21 protein-coding genes are annotated in these 20206 nt (G+C 72.8%); 8 read left to right on the top strand and 13 right to left on the bottom strand.

What is annotated here, in order from left to right:
* The first annotated feature begins 1 nt into the window (after window position 1).
* Together ACYU7L_RS13130 and ACYU7L_RS13125 are read left to right on the top strand one after the other, a co-directional pair.
* A complete protein-coding gene (locus ACYU7L_RS13130; RefSeq protein WP_460797303.1) occupies window positions 2-982 on the top strand; it encodes a quinone oxidoreductase family protein in 981 nt (326 codons plus the stop codon).
* 107 nt (window positions 983-1089) lie between these two features.
* Window positions 1090-1962 carry an SDR family oxidoreductase gene (locus tag ACYU7L_RS13125; RefSeq protein WP_460797301.1) on the top strand — a complete coding sequence of 291 codons (873 nt, stop codon included), beginning with the start codon at window positions 1090-1092 and terminating at the stop codon, window positions 1960-1962.
* Between the two features lie 4 nt (window positions 1963-1966).
* Here ACYU7L_RS13125 and ACYU7L_RS13120 read toward each other — a convergent pair whose 3' ends face one another.
* The 3 genes from ACYU7L_RS13120 to ACYU7L_RS13110 are packed head-to-tail and all read right to left on the bottom strand — an operon-like array spanning window position 1967 to window position 5628.
* Window positions 1967-3631, bottom strand: a complete 1665-nt coding sequence (locus ACYU7L_RS13120; RefSeq protein WP_460797299.1) for a GMC oxidoreductase — start codon at window positions 3629-3631, stop codon at window positions 1967-1969.
* A gap of 57 nt (window positions 3632-3688) precedes the next feature.
* Window positions 3689-5110: a hypothetical protein gene (locus ACYU7L_RS13115; protein WP_460797297.1), complete on the bottom strand. Its 1422-nt coding sequence runs from the start codon at window positions 5108-5110 to the stop codon at window positions 3689-3691.
* Entirely contained in the window at window positions 5107-5628 is a 522-nt protein-coding gene (locus ACYU7L_RS13110) for an RNA polymerase sigma factor (RefSeq protein WP_460797295.1), read from the bottom strand. Before ACYU7L_RS13110 ends, ACYU7L_RS13115 begins: the two co-directional genes overlap by 4 nt.
* A 121-nt stretch (window positions 5629-5749) precedes the next feature.
* Between ACYU7L_RS13110 and ACYU7L_RS13105 the strand changes: the two genes are divergently transcribed.
* On the top strand, window positions 5750-6727 hold the full coding sequence (locus ACYU7L_RS13105) for an exonuclease/endonuclease/phosphatase family protein (RefSeq protein ID WP_460797294.1): 978 nt from the start codon (window positions 5750-5752) through the stop codon (window positions 6725-6727).
* Between the two features lie 92 nt (window positions 6728-6819).
* Window positions 6820-7026 carry a DUF1918 domain-containing protein gene (locus ACYU7L_RS13100; protein ID WP_460797291.1) on the top strand — a complete coding sequence of 69 codons (207 nt, stop codon included), beginning with the start codon at window positions 6820-6822 and terminating at the stop codon, window positions 7024-7026.
* A gap of 9 nt (window positions 7027-7035) precedes the next feature.
* Here ACYU7L_RS13100 and ACYU7L_RS13095 read toward each other — a convergent pair whose 3' ends face one another.
* Genes ACYU7L_RS13095 through ACYU7L_RS13050 form a run of 10 tightly spaced genes read right to left on the bottom strand, consistent with a single transcriptional unit; the run spans window position 7036 to window position 15190 of the window.
* Window positions 7036-7494 (bottom strand): universal stress protein, encoded by a 459-nt coding sequence (locus ACYU7L_RS13095; protein WP_460797289.1) that lies wholly within the window; start codon window positions 7492-7494, stop codon window positions 7036-7038.
* A complete protein-coding gene (locus ACYU7L_RS13090; RefSeq protein ID WP_460797287.1) occupies window positions 7491-8141 on the bottom strand; it encodes a V-type ATP synthase subunit D in 651 nt (216 codons plus the stop codon). The genes ACYU7L_RS13095 and ACYU7L_RS13090 overlap by 4 nt, the downstream gene beginning before the upstream one ends.
* Entirely contained in the window at window positions 8138-9562 is a 1425-nt protein-coding gene (locus ACYU7L_RS13085; protein ID WP_460797284.1) for a V-type ATP synthase subunit B, read from the bottom strand. Before ACYU7L_RS13085 ends, ACYU7L_RS13090 begins: the two co-directional genes overlap by 4 nt.
* Complete coding sequence (locus tag ACYU7L_RS13080; protein ID WP_460797281.1) at window positions 9559-11271, bottom strand: V-type ATP synthase subunit A; 1713 nt, start codon at window positions 11269-11271, stop codon at window positions 9559-9561. Before ACYU7L_RS13080 ends, ACYU7L_RS13085 begins: the two co-directional genes overlap by 4 nt.
* On the bottom strand, window positions 11268-11795 hold the full coding sequence (locus ACYU7L_RS13075; RefSeq protein ID WP_460797278.1) for a hypothetical protein: 528 nt from the start codon (window positions 11793-11795) through the stop codon (window positions 11268-11270). Before ACYU7L_RS13075 ends, ACYU7L_RS13080 begins: the two co-directional genes overlap by 4 nt.
* Entirely contained in the window at window positions 11792-12013 is a 222-nt protein-coding gene (locus ACYU7L_RS13070) for a V-type ATP synthase subunit F (RefSeq protein ID WP_460797276.1), read from the bottom strand. The genes ACYU7L_RS13075 and ACYU7L_RS13070 overlap by 4 nt, the downstream gene beginning before the upstream one ends.
* A gap of 4 nt (window positions 12014-12017) precedes the next feature.
* Window positions 12018-12455, bottom strand: coding sequence for an ATP synthase subunit C (locus ACYU7L_RS13065; RefSeq protein WP_460797274.1), 438 nt, complete (start codon window positions 12453-12455; stop codon window positions 12018-12020).
* The gene (locus ACYU7L_RS13060) at window positions 12452-13903 is read right to left on the bottom strand and encodes a V-type ATPase 116kDa subunit family protein (protein WP_460797272.1); all 1452 of its coding nucleotides are present in this window, start codon (window positions 13901-13903) and stop codon (window positions 12452-12454) included. Before ACYU7L_RS13060 ends, ACYU7L_RS13065 begins: the two co-directional genes overlap by 4 nt.
* Window positions 13890-14834 carry a hypothetical protein gene (locus ACYU7L_RS13055; protein WP_460797270.1) on the bottom strand — a complete coding sequence of 315 codons (945 nt, stop codon included), beginning with the start codon at window positions 14832-14834 and terminating at the stop codon, window positions 13890-13892. Before ACYU7L_RS13055 ends, ACYU7L_RS13060 begins: the two co-directional genes overlap by 14 nt.
* Window positions 14831-15190 (bottom strand): hypothetical protein, encoded by a 360-nt coding sequence (locus tag ACYU7L_RS13050; RefSeq protein WP_460797266.1) that lies wholly within the window; start codon window positions 15188-15190, stop codon window positions 14831-14833. Before ACYU7L_RS13050 ends, ACYU7L_RS13055 begins: the two co-directional genes overlap by 4 nt.
* Window positions 15191-15457: 267 nt before the next feature.
* Here ACYU7L_RS13050 and ACYU7L_RS13045 point away from each other — a divergent pair, with 267 nt between their 5' ends.
* From ACYU7L_RS13045 to ACYU7L_RS13030, 4 genes are all read left to right on the top strand, one after another.
* Window positions 15458-16306: a universal stress protein gene (locus ACYU7L_RS13045; RefSeq protein ID WP_460797264.1), complete on the top strand. Its 849-nt coding sequence runs from the start codon at window positions 15458-15460 to the stop codon at window positions 16304-16306.
* 140 nt (window positions 16307-16446) lie between these two features.
* Window positions 16447-18216 (top strand): acetate--CoA ligase, encoded by a 1770-nt coding sequence (gene acsA, locus ACYU7L_RS13040; RefSeq protein ID WP_460797262.1) that lies wholly within the window; start codon window positions 16447-16449, stop codon window positions 18214-18216.
* A complete protein-coding gene (pdhA, locus tag ACYU7L_RS13035; protein WP_460797259.1) occupies window positions 18213-19223 on the top strand; it encodes a pyruvate dehydrogenase (acetyl-transferring) E1 component subunit alpha in 1011 nt (336 codons plus the stop codon). Before acsA ends, pdhA begins: the two co-directional genes overlap by 4 nt.
* Window positions 19220-20203 carry an alpha-ketoacid dehydrogenase subunit beta gene (locus tag ACYU7L_RS13030; protein ID WP_460797256.1) on the top strand — a complete coding sequence of 328 codons (984 nt, stop codon included), beginning with the start codon at window positions 19220-19222 and terminating at the stop codon, window positions 20201-20203. The genes pdhA and ACYU7L_RS13030 overlap by 4 nt, the downstream gene beginning before the upstream one ends.
* The last annotated feature ends 3 nt before the right edge of the window (window positions 20204-20206 follow it).

Here is a 20206-nt window from a genome sequence, read left to right as displayed (position 1 = left end):
CGTGCGCGCGGCGATCGTCGACGAGCCCGGGCGAGCGCCCCGCACGGGCGAATGGCCGGCCCCCGTCCCGACGGCCGGCCAGGCGCTGATCCGCACCGACGCCGCGCCGCTCACCCCTCTCGACCTGCTCTGCGCCAGCGGCACGTCGTACTTCGGGGCGCCGGCGGCCCCCTACGTCCCCGGGGTGCAGGGCATCGGGACCGTGCTGAAGTCCGACACGCTGCCGGCCGGCACCGTCGTGTGGTTCCCGACGTCGGCCGGGATGGCCCCCGGCGACGGGAGCATCGCCGAGCAGGTCGCCGTCCGCGAGTCCGACCTGGTGGAGCTGACCGGGTCGGTCGACCCCCTCCAGCTGGCGGCCCTCGGACTCTCCGCGGTCGCAGCCTGGGCGGCGTTGCTGCTGCGGGGCGGTCTGCAGGCCGGTGAGCGGGTCCTGGTGCTGGGATCGAGTGGCGTCGTGGGCAGCGTCGCGCTCCAGGTCGCGCGGCTGAGCCACGCCGGGGCGGTGTACGGCGCCGCACGCGGTGCGTCGGCGGCGGACGCTGCGCTGGGTCTCGGCGCGGACGGGTTCGTCGAGCTCCGCGACGGCGACACCGCCGACGAGCTGGCACAGCGCCTGCACGACAGCGTCGGCGACGTCGACCTGATCCTCGACCCCCTGTGCGGGATTCCCGCCACGGCTGCGCTCACCTGCCTCGCTCCCCATGGGCGCCTGGTCAACCTGGGCAGCAGTGCCGGCGCCACGGCCACCTTCTCCTCCGCGCACCTGCGCAGCGGCTCCCGCTCGGTGCTCGGGTACACCAACAACGACCTGACGCCCGAGCAGCGCGCCTCGGCGATGGCGTGGATCGAGGAGCAGGCCGCCGCGGGACGGCTCCGGGTCGACCACGAGGTCTTCGGTCTCGACCAGGTAGCAGCGGCCTGGGCCGGCCAGACGGACGGCCGGATCCGTGGACGGGCGGTGATCGACCTCCGGCGCTGAGTCCCCGGCGCTGGGTCCCCCGGCGCTGGGTCCCCGGCGGTGGAACGCCCCGGTGCGTGATCGCGCCGACTGTGCTGGGATCGGGGCCTCCCTGGAAAGTGAGTCTCGTGAACCCCCACCCCACCCCCAAGACGTACGCCGTCACTGGAGCCGCCTCCGGCATGGGCGCGGCCGTGACCGCGCAGCTGCGAGCCGCCGGCCACCGGGTGATCGACGTCGACATCGCGCGGTCGACGATCACCGCCGATCTCTCCACCCCGGAGGGTCGCGCGCGAGTCGCCCGCGAGGTCCTCGACGCCTGCGACGGTCGGCTGGACGGTGCGGTGCTGGCGGCCGGGGTCGGGCCCCGACCTGGCAAGGACGTCCCCCGGATGATCCTGCAGGTCAACTACCTCGGCGTGACCGAGCTGCTGGAGCAGTGGCGACCGGCGCTCGCCGCCAGCGGCGACTCCAAGGTGGTGGTGTTCTCCAGCAACTCCACGACCACGACGCCGATGGTCCCCCGACGAGCGATCAGGGCGCTCCGGGACGGTGACACCGACCTCGCATTGCGCCGCGTCGGCCGGATACCCCAGCTGCGCGGGCCCTGGGCCTACGCCGCCTCCAAGATCGCGCTGAGCCACTGGGTGCGGCGGACCGCTGTGCTGCCGGAGTGGGCCGGCGCGGGGATCCGGCTCAACGCACTGGCGCCCGGCGCGATCCTGACCCCGCTGCTGGAGAAGCAGCTGGCCAGCCCCGCGGAGGCACGCCAGATCCGGGCGTTCCCGGTGCCGGTGGGCGGCTTCGGCGATCCGGAGCAGCTGGCCTCGTGGGCGGTCTTCATGACGACCGAGGCCGCCGACTTCCTGTGTGGCAGCGTGATCTTCGTCGACGGCGGGTCCGACGCGTGGTTCCGGCCCGACGCCTGGCCCCGACCCGTTCCCGGCCGCGGACTGGGGCGCTACCTCTGGGACATGAAGCGGTTCGCCCGCCGGGACTGATCGCTCACCCGAGCCTGAGCGCCCCGCTCGCGTGCGCCGGCACGGCGGGCCGGGTCGGGGGCACGGGGGCGACCGCCCGGTAGGCACTCCCCGTCGGAGGGCGCGGGTCCTGCTGCCCCTTGTTGGGCCACAGGGCGATCGCCCGCTCGGCCAGGGCGACGATGGTCAGGGACGGATTGACGCCGAGGTTCGCGCCGATCGTGGAGCCGTCGACCACATGCAGGTTCGGGTGCCCCCAGAGCCGGTGATAGGGATCGACCACGCCGGTCGCCGGCGAGTCACCGATGGTGGCGCCCCCGATGAAGTGCGCGGTGGCGGGCCGTCCGATGAGGTCGCTGGCCAGCATCATCGCCTCGCCCCCGATCTTGTCGGCATAGCGACGCGCGATGTCGTTCGCCAGCGGGATCCACGACGGGTTGGGGACGCCGGTGCCCTGCCGCAGCCGGAGCCGTCCGCGTCTCAGCGAGGAGGTCAGCGAGTTGTCCAGCGACTGCATCACCAGCAGGGAGGCGGTCCGCGTCGACGCGAGCGACGTACGCCGTGAGCGCAGGAAGACCCCCGGGCTGCGGAGCTGCTGGACCACGAACCGGAGCAGGCGGAGCCGGCCCCCGTCCACGAGAGGGACGTTCATCGCCGACGCTGCATCCTGCTGCTCGTTGCTGTGGCACAGCTCGACGTGGGTGTGCGGCTCGGGATGGAACGACGACGTGATCGCGACGCCGTGCTGGAGATCCAGCGGCACCGGCGAGGAGGCGACGACGATCGCCTCGGAGTTGGACCGGGACAGCTGCCCCAGGCGGTCGGAGATGCCGGGCAGCGCACCGGAGTCCTTGAGCCGGTGCAGCAGCTTCTGGGTGCCCAGCGCCGCCGCAGCGAAGACCACGTGCTCGGCATCGAGCTCATGCACGCTCCCCCGTCGCCGTCCCGGATGGCGTGCGGTGACCAGGTAGCGCCCGTCGGCCCGCTCGCGGACGCCGACGACCTCGTGCAGGGCGTGGACCTCGACGCCGGCCTGCTCCGCCAGGTGGAGGTAGTTCTTGGACAGGGTGTTCTTGGCGTTGAACGGGCACCCCGACGTGCACCGCGCACAGTGCACGCACGCGTTGCGGGTCGGCCCTGCTCCGCCGAAGAACGGGTCGGCCACCTCGCCACCGGGACGGTCCTCGTCGAAGAGCACGCCCACGTCGGTCGCCCGGAACGTGTCTTCGACGCCGAGGTCCGCGGCGACCTCACGCAGGATCTCGTCGGAGCGCCACATGCGCGGGTTGCGGGTGACGCCGAGCATCCGCCGCGCCTGGTCGTAGTACGGCGCGAGCTCGGCGCGCCAGTCGGTGATGCCGGCCCAGGCGGGATCCTCGAAGAAGGCGTCGTGCGGCTCATAGAGCGTGTTGGCATAGATCAGCGAGCCGCCCCCGACGCCGACGGCGCTGAACAGCGAGAGGCGGCCGTGCATGCTCAGCCGCATCGGGCCGAACATCCCGAGCCGGGGCATCCAGAGCATGTCGCGCGAGCCCTGCTCCGCGAAGTCCCGGTCGGTCCAGCGCCGGCCCGCCTCGAGGACGGCCACGCGGTAGCCCTTCTCCGCGAGGCGCAGGGCGCTGACGCTCCCGCCGAAGCCCGACCCGATGACCACCACGTCGTACGACCTGGTGGGCGAGCTGCTGGGCATGGCTGACAGTCTCACCCCCCGCCGCTCCCGGCAAGGAGTCGACGGACAAGTCGCTGCTCAGCAGCTCCTCGCCGTCGAGGGGACGAGATGGTCGTCGAAGCACACCGTGGCCAGCGGGAACGCAACCATCTCACGTGCACCCGTCATGCCCCACGACCACACCTCCCACGCCCCGCTCACCTCGCCGGAGGCGGCCACCGCGGTGTGGAGAGCGCCATCGACGCTCAGCCACGTCCGGTAGCGGCGGCCCTCGGACTCCCCCGTGCCCAACGGGACCGGACCGGTGGGCTCGAGCTCGAGCAGGGTGTCGCGCCCCTGGATCAGCACCCGGAGGGCCTGCTCGCCCTGAGCGTCTTCCCCGGCGGCGAGCAGCGAGACCCCGTCGCTGAAGACTCCCGTGGGCGGCGTGGTGAACAGCCGCGCCCCGGGGCCCAGGTCGAGCGACACCCGCAGGTCACGGCCGTCCGCTCCCGAGGAGGTGACGACCTCCACCCGACCACCCTGCCCTGAGCTCTCCAGCCGCACCGTGAACGGATAGGGCTGCGCCACCTCGAAGGACTCCCCCACGCCGATCTGCTCCTCCGCCACCGGCCCCAGCTCAGGGACCGGGTCGCTCTCGCCTTCCGCGCATGGGCGGCGTCCGTCCGCGGTGTCGACGACGCATCCCGCCGGCTCGGGGGCCAGGACGCCGTCCTCGCGCAGCCGCCAGTCCAGGACGTCCATCACGACCTCCTCGGGACGGTAGATCGTCATGCCGGCGGTGGCGAACGTGCTCACCGACTGCCCCGAGCGCAGCGTGCCGTCCTCGAACCAGTAGTCGGAGAGCCGCACCATGTCGTAATACGACGTCCCTCCGGGCGTGGCGACGTTCCCCCGGCGCAGCAGCTGCCCGTCGGTGGGCGGAGCCTCGACCAGGACGCCGTCGCGCAGGTCGAGCACCATCGGGACCGACTCGGTCGCGTCGATCTCGTGGAGGAGGACGAGCTCCTGGTCGCCGTCGCGGTCGGCGTCGATCGGGTCGAGCGAGTCCACGGCGAGGCTGGTCCCGAGCGAGACGACCCCGTAGGCGTCGCGTCCGTCGCCCGACAGCGTCGTCTCCAGGCGCACCCGACCGTCGTACTCCGGCGACGGCTCGGCGCGGAAGCGCACCCTCTCCTCGGTGCCGTCGCCGTCCAGGTCGAGGGCAGCCCGCGAGGAGAGCCTGACCGGTCCCCAGTCCGCGCCGACGTCCGGGGGGATCACGATCTCCGGAGCGTCCGGATCCGGCGCCGGCTGGACCACGGGGTCGTCCTGGGTGACGAAGACGGCCACACCCGCCACCAGCAGCACGCTGGCGGCAGCGAGCAGCAGTCGCGGCGTGCGGCGCGGCAGGGGCACCACGGGGGCGAGTGCCGCGGGTAGCTGCTCAGGAGTGACCTGCTCGGCGCGGGCGGCGAAGGCGGCGCTCAGCCTGGCCTCGAGATCGGTGTGCCTGCTCATCGGTCTTCTCCCTTGCCCTGCAGGGTCCGCTCCAGGGCGTCCAGCGCCCGGCTGGCCGTGGACTTCACGGTCCCCGGGCTGATGTCGAGCGTGGCGGCGATCTCCGCCTCGGAGAGTCCCGACCAGTAGCGGAGCACGAGCACCTCCCGCTGCCGTGGCGGCAGCTGTCGCACGGCCGCGAGCACCTCCCGGTGCTCCTCGGCCAGCACCGTCGAGTCCTCCGGGGTGTCGGCCGGCACCTCACGTGTCGGGACGTAGGCCCGCGCCGTCCGACGACGCCTCAGCGCCGACCGGGCGGTGTTGACGACCGCGACCCGCAGATAGGCCAGCGCCTTGGACGGGTCGTCCAGGGCGCCGCGGCGTCGCGCCAGGGCAGCGAACGCGTCCTGGACGACGTCCTCCGCGGAGGCGATGTCGTCGACGAGCAGCACGGCGAGCCGCACCAGCGCCAGCCGGTGCGCGGCATAGAGCTCGGCGATGTCGACGCCGTGCCCGCCTCTCGTTCGGATGCCGGTCACACTGCTCCTCGCGGGACTGGGTCGGTGGGTGGCCACACCTTGATAGACGTCCACCCGAGCCGATGGTTGCTCCGGCTGCACTACCGTTCATCAGGGGACGATAGGAGAGGGACGGCGATCGATGAACTCGCTCGGGGGCGCTCTGACACGCGGGCGGCTGCTGGTGCTCGTCGTCGTCGCGGTGCTGGCACTGGGCGCCACGGGGCTGTGGCTGGACCCGGGCCCGGACCCGCCGGCTCGCGAGGCGGCACCCGAGATGGGGGTCGCCCGGGTGCCGCCCCGGCTTCAGGGGCGCGTCGTCGACACGATCGGGGTGGTGTCCTTCAACGTCTGGCACAAGCTCCGCCGCTCCGGGGTACGCCAGGACTGGGCCCGGATCACCGGCGACGAGGACGTCGACCTCATCGGCTGGCAGGAGTCGAAGTCCGAGGCCTGGACCGCGCAGGCCCGGAGCTACCGTGCCCGTGGCTGGGGCACCTGGCACTGGCCGGACGAGGACGGTCCGCGACCGGTGGCGGTGAGCTGGCGCACCAGCACCTTCAGGTTGGAGCACGTCGCCATCACCCAGGCTCACCGCGGTGGCTCCCCGAGCGAGACGCAGGCGCCGTTCCCCGCACGCTGGATCGCGCAGGTCTCGCTGCGACACCGCGCCAGCGGGCTGCGGGTCACCCTGCTCAACACCCACGTCAACCAGACCATCGAGACCGGGCACGGCTGGCAGGACAACCTCAACGCCGAGATGGCCCGGGTCCACTACCGCACGCTCGCCCAGGCGTACGCCGAGGCGCCCGGCGACGTCGTGATCGGGACGGGTGACTACAACTTCGACTACGCCGACGACAGCGCGTACCGCCCGCGAGGGGGCATCAGCCGTACCGTCGGCCGCGCCGCACAGTCGTCGTACGAGGCGCTCGGGCTCGGCGGGGTCGAGCCGACGCAGCGCACCCGGTGGATCGACTACGTCTGGCTGGCCGACCGCTCCGTGCGCCGCCGCGACGGGTCGGGCGTCGCGCAGTTCGTGCAGCACCGGAGCCTGGGCGGGTTCCGCAGCGACCACCGGCCCCTGCTCGCCCGGGTCCGTCTCTACGCCGCGCGTTGACGGCGTCGCGAGTCGTTCGCCTCTACCTCGGCCACAGCGAGGACGGCACCCTGGGAGGTGCAGTCAAGCCACCACCCGACAGGAGGAGTGCGATGTACGCCGAGGTTGGAGATCGCGTCGTCATCCGAAGTGCACACGTAGGTGAGGCCGTTCGCGACGGCGAGATCCTCGCCGTGCGAGGGCCCGGCGGGGCTCCGCCCTATCAGGTCCGCTGGTCCGACAACGACCACGAGTCGCTGTTCTTCCCCGGGCCCGACGCCTACATCCAGCATTTCGCCCACGAGGGAACGCAGCGCTGAGGCGGTTGCCTACCTCCCGTCGGGCGAGCGCGGGATCACGACGACGGGCACGTCGCTGAACTCGAGCACCGCGCGGGTCACGGACCCCACATAGGCACGTCCCGCACCGCGGACGTCCCACAGCCCCATGACGATGAGGTGGGCGTCCCAGTCCCGTGCGGCGGCGAGGAGGGAGCCGGCCGGCTCGCCTGTGAGACGCGCCGTCTCCGCGGCGACGCCGGCACGCCCTGCCACCGCAGCGACGTGGCGCAGCAGCGAGGTGGCAGCCTGCTCGCGCTTGGCGGCGAGCCCGGCATCGTGACCGATGCCAGACAGCGCGCGCAGCAGGTCACCGTCGCCGATGACGTGCACGAAGCGGATCCGCCCGCCGCTGAGCAGCGCCAGGTCGACGGCGACCTGCACGGCCCCCAGCGCCGCCGGCGAGTCGTCGACCGCGACGAGGATCCTGGTGAAGGCGCGGGAGGTCATGATATCCCCGTCCTGTCTCGTCCGGGCGTCGAGTCCCGCTGACGTCCAGCGGCCCACCGCAGTCGCACGCCGTCCGCGTGCTCCTCCTCCTCGAGGGCGAACTGCACCGCGATCAGGGCCCTCTCCAGTCGCGGGACCCACCGATGCTCGATCGCGCGGAGCCGGTGACGCGTCACGGTCTCCTCGGCCTCGAGGATACGCAACGCCGCCTCGACGGCCGCCAGCTCGACGGCTGCCTCAAGCGCCCGCTGATGGGCCTGCGTCGCCGAGACGAGGGCGGCATTGCCGGCAGGTGCTGCCTCCGGCTGTGGGTCGGGCACCTCGCAGATCGCCTCGGCCGGGTAGCGCACACCCATCGGCTGCTCCCACAGGACCCGGACCTCGGCCTGCCGCCGCTCACCGCTGAGCCGGACCGACCGTTCGCCCCCGATCAGGGCCCCCCGCAGCAGCCAACCGGCCGCCTCCCGGCTCGTCGCGGTCCAGCGCTCGGTGGCTCGCTGCCGGCGCAAGGAGAGCCGCTCGCGCTCCGAGCGCAGGATCCGGAGCTTGTGATCCAGCAGATCGGCGCCCTGACGGGCGACGGCGAGCCGATGCTGCAGCCACAGCCTCCCGGCTCGTCCGGGAGGCGCGTGCAGGGTCCCCGTCACCGCTCTCGCCCCGCGACTTCGGCGACGTCGTACCGCGCGTCGAGGAGGGCTGTCGGAAGCATCGTGAGCTCCCTGCGCGGGAGCAGGCGCAGGGCGTCCCAGGCGCGGTCGAGCGTCTCCTCCAGAGTGCGCGACTCATGGGGCTCCTGGTCGAGCAGTCTGCTGGCGACCGCCTGCTCGAAGGTCACGTAGCGGCGGTCGGTGGGGCTCAGGGCGTCCTCGCCGACGAGGTCGGCCAGCTCCCGGGCACGGCGCGCGCGATCCAGCGAGGCCAGGCTCTGGGCCGCCACGTCGAGATGGTCATCGCGCGTGCGTCCCGGGCCTGCCCCCTTGCGCATCAGTCTCGACAGGGAGCTCAACGGGTCGACCGGCGGGTAGATGCCGGCCGCGTGCATGTCTGCCGACAGCACGATCTGGCCCTCCGTGATGTAGCCGGTGAGGTCGGGGACAGGGTGGGTGATGTCTCCGGCCGGCATGGTCAGGACAGGGATGATGGTCACCGAGCCCGGTCGACCGCGGATCCGTCCGCAGCGTTCGTAGAGCGAGGCGAGGTCGCTGTAGAGGTAGCCCGGGTAGGCCCGGCGGCCCGGGATCTCACCCCGCGCCGCGGACACCTCGCGCAGGGCCTCCGCGTAGGCCGTCATGTCTGCCATCACCACGAGCACGTGCCGGCCGAGCTCGAAGGCGAGGTGCTCGGCGACGGTGAGCGCGATCCGGGGCGTGAGGATCCGCTCCACCACCGGGTCGTCGGCCGTGTTCAGGAGGAGGACCAGCTCGCCCGCGGCAGAGCGCCCCTCGAGCGCGTCGCGGACGGCGGCCGCGTCGAGGTGGGTCAGGCCCATCCCCGCGAACACCACCGAGAAGGGCTCGTCCCCGGCGGTGGCCTGAGCAGCCACCTGTGTCGCGAGCTCGAGGTGCGGCAGCCCGGCCAGCGAGAACACCGGCAGCTTCTGTCCCCTCACCACGGTGGTGAGCGCATCGATGGCCGAGACACCGGTGATGATCGGGTCCGAGGGCGGCTCCCGGCGCGTCGGGTTGAGCGGCGCGCCACCGACCGGGGCACGCCGGCCGCCCAGGATCGGCGGACCATCGTCGATGGGCTCTCCCCGCCCGTTGCACGCCCGTCCGAGCCACCCGACTCCGACGGGGACGTGCAGGGTCTCCGCAGCGAAGCGGACGTGTGTCCCCTGCGGTTGGATGCCGCCGGTCCCCTCCAGCACCTGCACGACCGCCAGGTCACGATCCACCTCGAGGACGAGCCCGTTGCGCACCTCCCCCGACCTGAGCCGGATTCGCGCTGACTCGTCCCAGCCGACTCCGCTCACTCCGCGTACGACGAGCAGAGGCCCCCGCAGCTCGGCCACATCGGTGTACTCCACCGCCCCGAGACCGCCGATCGACTCAGGCGACGGCCCGCTCATGACAGCTCCCCGAGCCGGCCCAGCACGAGGTCGAGGTGGTCCTGGACGCCGAGCACGTCGTCGGGGCCGGTCTCCCCCGCCGCGCGCACCAGGTCTGCGAAGTCCGTCTCCTCGATCCTCGTCGCGGGCACGCCGGAGGCGATGAGGGCGTCACATCGGTCGACGACCGTGAGCACCGCGTCGAGCAAGGCCGCCCCCTTGGCCGTGGAGCAGAAGGCATCGTTGGGGCTGAGCGCACTCTGCTGGAGGACCCCCTCCCGCAGCAGGCGTCCGGCGAGCATGACGACTCGCTCCGCCCCCGGCATGGCCGCGACCCCGACCAGGTCGGCCAGCGCGGCCAACCGGTCGGCGTCCGCCAGCAGGGCGCCAGCCCGCTCCCGGCGGCGGGCCCACGAGGGGTCGCCTCGGCGGGCGTACCACGACCCGAGCCCCTCCGCGTCGCGTGAGAAGGAGCCCGACCAAGCGACGGCCGGGTAGTGCCGCGCGTAGGCCAGCTCGCGGTCGAGCATCCACACGGAGCGGACGAAGCGCTGGGTGTGAGCGGTCACCGGCTCCGTCATGTCGCCGCCCGCCGGTGAGACGGCACCGATGACCGTGACGGACCCGGTGCGGCCGCCGAGGGTCACGACGTGTCCGGCCCGCGCATAGAACGCGGCCAGCGCAGAGGCCAGTCCGGCCGGATAGCCCTCCTCCGCGGGCAGCGCCCCGGTCCGGGAGGCGAACTCGCGCATCGCCTCCGCCCAACGCGAGGTCGAGTCGGCGATGACGACCACGTGATGGCCCATGTCCCGGAAGTACTCGGCGACCGTGACCCCGGTGTAGATGCTGGCCTCCCGCGCCATCATCGGCATGTTGGAGGTGTTGGCGATCACGACCGTGCGGCGGCTGAGCGGGTCGCCGGTGCGCGGGTCGACGAGCGAGCCGAGCTCGTCGACCACGTCTGCCATCTCGTTGCCCCGCTCGCCGCAGCCGACGTAGACGATGACGTCCGCGTCGCACCACTTCGCGATCTGCTGCAGCAGCATCGTCTTCCCGGTGCCGAATCCACCGGGCACGGCCGCGCTGCTGCCGCGTGCCACCGGGTACAGGAGGTCCAGGGCCCGCTGACCGGTATGCAGCCCCTCCGCGCTGCTGAGTCGCTCGCGGTACGGCCGCGGCCTGCGCACCGGCCAGAGCGTCGTGAGCGCTATGTCGGTCCCCTCCACGCTGGCGACCATCTCGTCGGCCTGGTAGTCGCCGGTGGGGGCCACCCGCTGCACCACTCCGGCGACATCGACCGGCACCAGGACCCGCAGCTGCACCGGCCCATCACCGGCGATGGTGCCGAGCTGGTCGCCGGCCGACACCCGGCTGCCCCGGGCCTGCGTCGGGGTGAACCGCCAGCGTCGCTCGTCCCTGGTCCCCACGGCGCCCGGGACCAGGAAGTCGCCGGCCCCCGACAGCGGGCGCAGCAGGCCGTCGAACACCGCGCCGAGCAGGCCGGGGCCCAGCCTCGCCGAGAGCGGGGCGCCCTGGGGGCGGACCGTGGCACCGGGACCGAGACCGCCGGTGTCGTCGTAGGCCTGCACCACGACTCGGCGGTCGGTGATCGCGACGACCTCTCCGGCGAGCCGGCTCTCCCCGAGCAGCACCACGTCGTACATCGCCACCCCCGGCAGGTGGTCCACCTCCACCAGCGAACCCGAGACCCGGCTCACGGTGGCGCTCACTGCGCCCACAGCCCTTCGACGTCGGCGCCGAGCCCGTCGATCACCCGGTCGGCGAGCCCCACCAGGGTGCACTCGACCCGACGACCGTCCGCTTCCGCGACCACGCCGCCGGAGGGGCTGTCGACGACACGGGCGTCCGCACCGAGCACCGCCTGCACGCGTTCGCGCAGTCGGTCGCACCACGCGCCGTACCCAGGATCGCCACGGAGGCCGGCCAGCTCGTCCAGCACGCGGGCACGCAGCTCCGCGTAGGCGTCGCGCTGCGCGGAGAGCACGGCTGTCCTGGCCCGACGCCGGATGCGCGCCCTGGCGCTCACGAGCTCTCGCGCGGCATCGAGCTCCCCTTGGGCACGGGCCGCCGCGCGAATCCCGTCCGCCTCTGCGCGGGCTTGCGCCAGGACTCCGGACGCCTCCTCGTCGGCCTCGGCGAGCAACCGCTGGGCCTCCGCCTCGGCTCGCGCCAGCAGCGCCGCACGCACCGGCCCGAGTGGGTCGGCGCCCCCGGCCGGGTGTGACGGGGTCATGGCGGCATCACCACCGTGAGCGGCGCCGTCCGCGCGATGCGGCGCGGACCCAGGGCACCGGCTGCACGCTCGGTCAGCACCACGACATCGACGTCGTCGGGGAGGGCTTCCCAGGCCCGCTGGACCGCCTGATCGTCCTCGGCGGCGACCACGACGGCGCCGACCAGGGCGTAGCCGGCCACGGCCGTCCCCTCGCCGATGACCGCGATGTGTCCCATGACGTCACGCTCGGCCGATGAGGATGATCGCGACGATCAGCCCGTAGATGGCGATGCCCTCGGCCAGCCCCACGATGACCATCGCCCGCCCGAAGATCTCGGGCCGCTCGCTCATCGCGGCGAGAGCAGCCGCCCCGGTGTAGGCCACCGCGATCGCAGCACCCAGTGACGATCCGGCGACGGCGATGGCCGCACCGAGCATCGCGGCCCAGGCGTCGCCGTCGGATCCACCGGACTGGGCCGCGGTGACGGCGGCCGTCGTCTCGGCCCCGCTGGGCGCGCCCGTCGCGGTGACCAGGATGACCACGAGCGCGGCGACCAGCACCACCGCGTCCAGCGCGACGAGGAACTGCAGAGCCTGTCGGCCACGTCGGCGCAGCAGCAGATGGGTCGCCGCGAATGCGGCGAGAAGCACGGGGAGAGCGAGGAACCACAGGGTCATGACTGTCTCCTGACAGCGGTGGCGAGAGTCTCGGAAGCTCTGGCTGATGGGCGGTCCGGTGCCGCGGCCGTGGGCACCTGCCAGGGACGGAACGGCCTGCCCTCGCCAGCGAACACACGCGAGAACAGCTCGTAGTACTCGAGGCGCAGGGCCTGCACCCCCGCGACGAGCGCCTCGAGCGCGAACGCGAGCGCGTTGCCGACCACGAGGACCACGACCGCCGCCAGGACGAGCGGGCCGCCGGCACGCCAGAGGCCGGTGGTCGCGTCCCACACGATCATGCCGATGGCGGCGTGGGTGAGCCCGAAGGCCGCCAGGCGCACGAACGACACCAGGTTCGTGCCGACGCGCATAACCGCGTCGAACACCTCCACCGACGCCTGGGTGACTCCCGTGGCGCCGCCACCGGAGGAGGCGAAGAACCCGAGGGCGACCAGCACCACCCCCGCGACCGTCAGGAGCGCTCCGAGGAGCACGACCCACCCGGGCCCGGCGATGATCCCCAGCGCGACCAGGCTGGTCCCGGAGAGCAGCGCCGCGCCGGCGACTCCGGACGGGGCGCTGAGGGCGAGGGGCCAGCCGCCCTCACGCCAGCGGTTGACGGTCCCGAGCAACTGGGCCCCCGCGAGCAGTGCGGCCCCGAGGCACAGCGCGACGACCATCAGGGTGACCGGCTCCTCGAGCGGAGCCAGCCACAGCACGGGCACCACTCCCGTCGGTCCGAAGAACTCTCCGTAGAGCAGCCCGAACCCGATCGCGACCACCCCGGACCCGGCCAGGAAGGGCCACACCTTGCGCAGCCGAGCCAGCCTGCGCGGCCTTCCGGCGCGCAGCACGAGCCCGGCGACGACGAGCAGCGCGCCGTGGCCCGCGTCGCCGAACATCATCCCGAACATGAGCATGTAGGCGATGCCGGCGAGAACGGTGGGATCCACGTCGGCGTACGGCACGGTCCCGTAGGTCTCCACCAAGGGCGTGAACGAGCCCCGTGCGCCTCCCCGGTCATGCAGCATGGTCGGCGGGTCGACGCCGCGCGGGGCAGGGAGCGGCACCACTCCACCGCCGAGCGCGGCGAGCCTGCCGGTGAGACCGGGCATCTCCTGGACGGGCACCCACCCCACGAGGGCCGCGACGTCACCGCGGACGACCGCCCCCGCGGCATGGGACCTCAGCTCACTCTCACCGGCGATCAGGTCGGAGCGGCCGTCTCGGGCGAGCGCGTCGAGGTCCGGTGGTGTGGCGCACAGGACCGGGAGGTCGGTGCCACCGGCGCCGAGGCCCGATGTCGCCTCGACAGCAGGGCCCGCGGTCTCCCCCACGGTCACCCTGTCGATGTCGACGACACCGGCGTCGGCGACGTGCACGAGCAGGTCGCGCAGGTCGGCCTTGGGACAGACCAGGGCCACGCGCTGCATCCGCACCGGTGCACCGGCATCACGCCATGGCATCGAACGCCTCCATAGCCGCAGCGGTGCCGCCGCGAGCCGCGATCTCGAGCGCAGCTCGGACCCGCCAGGCGTCGGCGGCGAGGACGGCGATGGCTCCGACCACCGGGCCCTGGTCATAGCCGGAGCGGGTCAGCAGGGCGAAGGCGTCACGCTCGACCCGCAACCACCAGCGCCCCTCGGCAGACCAGAGCTCCTCGACACCGCCGACGCCCTCGAGGACCCATCGAGTGTCACCGGGGAGGGCCGCTCGGACCACCGAGAGGTCGGTCCGCGGCCCGGACATCGCCTCGAGGAGCCCCGGGCCGAGCACGTACGACGCGCGCCGGGCGAGAGCCGGTGACAGGCCCCGTCCCTCGAGCGCGATCTCGCGGAGCACGAGCAGCGCGGCGCCGCCCCGGGCCCAGGCGGCTGCCTCCGGGACGCCTGCGACGACCGAGTCCGCCCAGGCGAGACGAGTCCCCAGCCAGAGCTCCCGGCGCGTGGTCAGCCCACGCAGACGCCAGGGTGATGCCCCGAGCACCTCGGCTGCGGCGCCGGGTGTGCTCGTGGTCGAGAGCCGTGCCCATGCCGTGTCGAGGGCTCCCAGTGAGTAGGCAGGCTCGGCCGGCCCGCCCTCCAGCGTCGAGAGGCGCTCGGCGAGGTTCGCCAGCTCGAACCCCGCTGCCAGCAGCCTGACGACCTGGGCGCCGGATCGGGGCAACCACCCGGCCAGCACCCGCATGTCCCAGAGCAGCGACGCCCCGACGGCGTGCTGGGCCTCCGCGAGTGTCTGCCCGACCCGCACGTCATGCCCGTACGGCGATGCGACGAGGGCCGCCACCGCGTGGTCCAGGCTCGGCGCCGTCGCGACGGCCCGTGCCGCCCCGGCACCGATCCTCCGCCGGGCGAGCGCCTTGGCCCGGACCACGCCGGCGACCCAGGCGGTGGTCATCTGCTCTTCCCCTCGGGCTGCGCAAGGATCGCCCGCATCCCGGTCAGCACGCGATCGACGTAGGCCGGCATCCGCTCATCGGCTCGACGGCGCACCGCGGCCGCCTCGCTCGCAGCTGCGGCCAGCAGCTCCGTGTCCTCCTCCTCCACCCGCCGGCTGACCTGGGTCGCGGCATCGGCTCGCTCTGCCGCCATCTCCCGGCGGGCGGCGGCGACCAGGTCGCTGGCTCGTCTCAGCGCAGCCTGCCGTCGCTTCTCGGCCTCCAGCACAGCATCGGCGCGGATTCGCTCCGCCTCCGCCTGGGCGTCGGCGAGCTGGTCGATGACCGGTCCCAGCTCGACGGAGAGCTCGGTCACCCGATCCGCTGGGACGCCCCCGCTCGAGGCGGCGCCTGGGGTGCCGGAAGGACGGAAACGCTGGAGAATGTCACGCGATCGCGGCATACGGCCTCCCAGATCGGACCATTCTCAGGCTAGGGCAGGACGTGCCGGCGCCGCAGGACCAAAGGTCCGGCGACCCTGGGACATTCGTCCCCTGATCGCGTCCCCCTCCAGGGAGGAGTGCCCCCGACAGACAGCCCTTCGACCATGGCATCGCCGGCGTGCACGCGCGAGGCTGTTTTCATGAGCACATCCCTCGAACGTGCCACCCTCCTCGGCAGCGTCGTGGTCGGCGTCGATGGCTCCGATCACGCCGAGCGGGCCCTGCGATGGGCGGTCGAGCAGGCGTCCCTCGAGCACCGCCGGTTGGTCGTCGTGGCAGTGGGTGACAAGGCGGACGACCTGGCCGCGGACGCCGCCGCGGCCGCCCGGCGCCAGCAGCCCGACCTCTCCGTCGTGGACTCGGCCGTGCCCGGCGACCCTCGCCAGGTCCTGATCGACCTGTCGGAGCACGCGCACCTGCTGGTCGTCGGGTCGCGAGGTCGCGGCGTGGTGCGGAGCATGTTGCTCGGATCCGTCAGCACCGCGGTGAGCGCCCACGCGGCATGCCCGGTGGTCGTCTCTCGACCCCCTGCCGACGAGCACACGCACACCGGGATCGTCGTGGGTGCGGACGCAACACCCGAGTCACTGCCCGTCATCGAGTTCGCCTATCGGCAGGCCTCCCTGCGTGGCCTGCCCCTCACCGTCCTCCACTGCTTCTGGGACGCAGCGGCCGCGGTGGCCCAGTACCGCGAGGCGCAGGGGGAGAGCCCCGACGCGCCCGAGCTGGAGGACCTGCGCGCCGTTCTGTCGGAGTCGGTGGCCGGGCTGGCCGAGAGGTACCCCGACGTCGCGGTCGATCTCACCCTCAAGCACGGCCTGGTCGATGAGGCTCTCAGCCCGCGTCGCGGCGGACCGGACATGATCGTCGTGGGCCGCCACCCGATGACCTCACTCGTCCGAGCGCTCACCGGGTCCATCGCCACCGCTGTCATCGAGCGCGCCCACGCCACGGTCGCAGTGGTCCCCGAGGAGGCCGGATCGGCCTAGCCTCCTCGCCCGGACGGGGGCGACTCCCTCGGCTCGAGAGCCGACCCGGTCGGTGGCGAACATCCGATCCGGGTCCAACGCCTCTGGAGGCGCGGTCGGCACCGAGGTCTGCTGGAGGCAGACCGCCTGAGGAGACCGCTATGGGCATCGACTCCAACGCAACCTGGGCAACGATCCCTCCGTCAGGGCCGGACCTGCCCCCCTACGACGACGTACGTCGCGGCTTCACCTGGGAGCTGGCCCGCCGGACGATGGCCGGGCTGCCGGGTGGCCGGGGCCTCAACATCGCTCACGAAGCAGTCGACCGGCACGTGGCGCAGGGCCGTGGCGACACCATCGCCCTCCGCTTCGTCGCGGAGGGGGGCGCCGTGAGCGAGACGACGTACGAGCAGCTCAGACAGGTGACCAACCGGTTCGCCAACGTCCTGGTCGGGTTGGGCATCGGCAAGGGTGACCGGGTGGTGTCCCTCCTCGGCAGGCAGCGCGAGCAGTACGTCGCCGCCCTGGGGACGCTGAAGTGCACGGCCGTCTTCTCCCCGCTCTTCTCGTCCTTCGGTCCCGAGCCCATCCGCGAACGCCTGCGGCTGAGCCGGGCACGGGTGCTGGTCACCACCGCGTCGCTCTACCGGCGCAAGGTGGCCCAGCTCCGGGCCGACCTTCCCGATCTTGAGCACGTGCTGATCGTGGGCGGCACCGGCGACGAGACGACGGCCGAGCTCGCCACGCTGATGGAGCAGGCGTCACCCGAGTTCGAGATCCCGCCGACCGATCCCGAGGACATGGCCCTGCTCCACTTCACCAGCGGGACGACCGGGACGCCGAAGGGGGCCGTGCACGTGCACGAGGCAGTGGTGGCCCATCACGCGACCTCGGCCTACGCCCTCGACCTCCGCCCCGGCGATGTCTTCTGGTGCACCGCCGATCCGGGCTGGGTCACCGGCACGTCGTACGGCATCATCGCGCCGCTGACCCACGGGGCGACCCTGATCAGCTACGCAGGCGAGTTCGAGGCGTCCGCGTGGTACCAGGTGCTCGCCGAGCACCGGGTCAACGTCTGGTACACCGCACCGACGGCGCTCCGCATGCTGGTCAAGTACGGCGCCGAGCTGGCGCACCGCTACGACTTCGGGTCGCTGCGGCACATCGCGAGCGTGGGCGAGGCGCTCAACCCCGAGGTGGTGGCCTGGGGGCTCGAGGCCTACGGGCTGCCGATCCACGACAACTGGTGGCAGACCGAGACCGGCGCGATCATGGTCAGCAACTACCGCGGCATGGAGGTGCGCCCGGGGTCGATGGGGCGGCCGATGCCGGGAGTCGAGGCCACGGTGCTCACGCGCGGCCCCGACGGGCGAGCCCTCGTCGACGGGGGTGCCGTGAGCGTTGCGGCAACCGGTGAGACGGGCGAGCTCGCGGTGCGCCCGGGCTGGCCATCGATGTTCCGCGGCTACCTGGGCGAGGAGAAGCGCTATCAGGACTGCTTCGCGGGGGGCTGGTACCTCAGCGGAGACCTCGCCCGCGTCGACGACGACGGCTACTTCTGGTTCGTCGGGCGCGCCGACGACGTGATCAAGTCGGCCGGTCATCTGGTCGGCCCCTTCGAGGTCGAGACGGCACTGATGGAGCACCCGGCGGTGATCGAGGCCGGCGTGATCGGCAAGCCGGACCCCCTCGCGGGCGAGATCGTGAAGGCCTTCGTCACGCTGCGGCCCGGCTTCGTCGCCTCCGAGGATCTCGAGCTGGAGCTCCTCGCCTTCGGCCGGCGTCGACTCGGAGGGCTCGCCCCGAAGGAGATCGCGTTCGACCAGCACCTCCCCCACACCAACAGCGGCAAGGTGATGCGCCGGCTGCTCAAGGCCCGCGAGCTCGGGTTGCCGGAGGGCGACCTGTCGACCCTGGAGAGGACGCCATGACCTCACGACGCACCGCGGCGGGCCCGCAGGCGAGTCCGGTCGCCGAGCACCGCCTGGGGCTGCTCCGGACGATGCTGCTCATCCGCCGCTTCGAGGAGACCTGTGCCGAGCTCTACAGCGCCACGAAGATCCGCGGCTTCCTCCACCTGTACGTCGGGGAGGAGGCCGTGGCGACGGGAGTCCTCAGCGCGCTCGGCGCCGACGACGCGGTGGTCTCGACCTATCGCGAGCACGGCCACGCCCTGGCCCGCGGGGTCGCGGTCGAGGCGTTGATGGCGGAGATGCTCGGCCGCGTGACGGGGTGCAGCCGTGGCCGCGGCGGATCGATGCACATCTTCGACCGGGCGACGAACTTCGTCGGCGGCAATGCTGTCGTCGGCGGCGGGATCCCGCTGGCCGTCGGCCTGGCATTGGCCGACAAGCTCCAGGGCCGCACCCGCGTCACCGTGTGCTTCTTCGGCGAGGGTGCGCTGGCCGAGGGCGAGTTCCACGAGTCGATGAACCTGGCCGCGCTCTGGCGGCTGCCGGTCCTCTTCTGCTGCGAGAACAACCGGTACGCGATGGGCACGGCGCTGAGCAAGGAGCACGCCCAGACCGACCTCGCGCTGCGCGCCGCGTCGTACGGCGTCGTGGCCTGGCCCGTCGACGGCATGGACGTCCTGGCCGTCGAGGACGCCGCGCGACGGGCCGTCGAGGAGATCAAGGGCGGCGCCGGGCCGCACTTCCTCGAGCTGCGCACCTACCGCTTCCGCGCCCACTCGATGTACGACCCGGATCGGTACCGCGACAAGCCGGAGATCGAGTCCTGGAAGGAGCACGACCCCATTCACGCGCTGACTGCGGCCATGCGCGCGGAGGGCCAGCTCGAGGACGCGGACCTCGCCCGGCTGGAGTCGGAGGTGTCCAGCGAGATCGCGCACGCCGTGGAGGTCGCGGAGCAGGCCCCCGTCGAGCCGGTGGAGTCGCTGACCCGCTTCGTCTACTCCGAGAGCGGTGACCGGCCATGACCGCGATGATCGCCACGACCTACCGCGACGCCATGCGCGAGGCCATGCGCGAGGCGATGCGCGAGGACCACCGCGTGTTCCTGATGGGCGAGGACGTCGGCAGCTACGGCGGCTGCTTCGCCGTCAGCCTCGGGCTGCTCGAGGAGTTCGGTCCGGAGCGGGTGCGCGACACCCCGTTGTCGGAGTCGGCGTTCGTGGGCGCGGGGATCGGCGCCGCCATGGGCGGCATGCGGCCGATCGTCGAGGTGATGACCGTCAACTTCAGCCTGCTCGCACTCGACCAGATCATGAACAACGCCGCGTCGCTGCTGCACATGTCCGGCGGCCAGTACAACGTCCCCCTCGTGATCCGGATGACCACCGGGGCGGGTCGCCAGCTCGCTGCCCAGCACTCGCACAGCCTCGAGGGCTGGTATGCGCACATCCCCGGCCTCCGGATCGTCGCCCCCGCGACCATCGAGGACGCCCGCGGCATGCTGTGGACCGCGCTGCAGGACCCCGATCCGGTCCTGATCTTCGAGCACGGCTCGCTCTACCCGATGAAGGGAGAGCTCAGCGCCGACGCCGGGGCCGTGGACATCGACCACGCGGTCGTCCGACGGGCCGGTGACGACATCACGCTGATCACCTACGGAGGCACGCTGGGCAAGACCCTCGAGACGGCCGAGAGGCTCGCCGAGGACGGCGTCTCCGCGGAGGTGATCGACCTGCGCACCCTGCGACCGCTGGACGACGCGTGCTTACTGGCCTCGGTCCGGAGGACCCACCATGTGGTGGTCGTCGACGAGGGCTGGCGCAGCGGAAGCCTCTCCGCCGAGATCAGCGCCCGGATCATGGAGCAGGCGTTCTACGACCTCGACGGGCCGGTCCAGCGCGTGTGCACCGCCGAGGTGCCCCTGCCCTACGCCAAGCACCTCGAAGAGGCCGCCCTGCCCCAGGTCGAGACGATCCTGGCGGCGTCGCGACAGGCGTTGGGCTGAGCC

The organism is Nocardioides pacificus, assembly GCF_054775955.1.
This window is presented reverse-complemented; position numbering and strand designations above follow the sequence as displayed.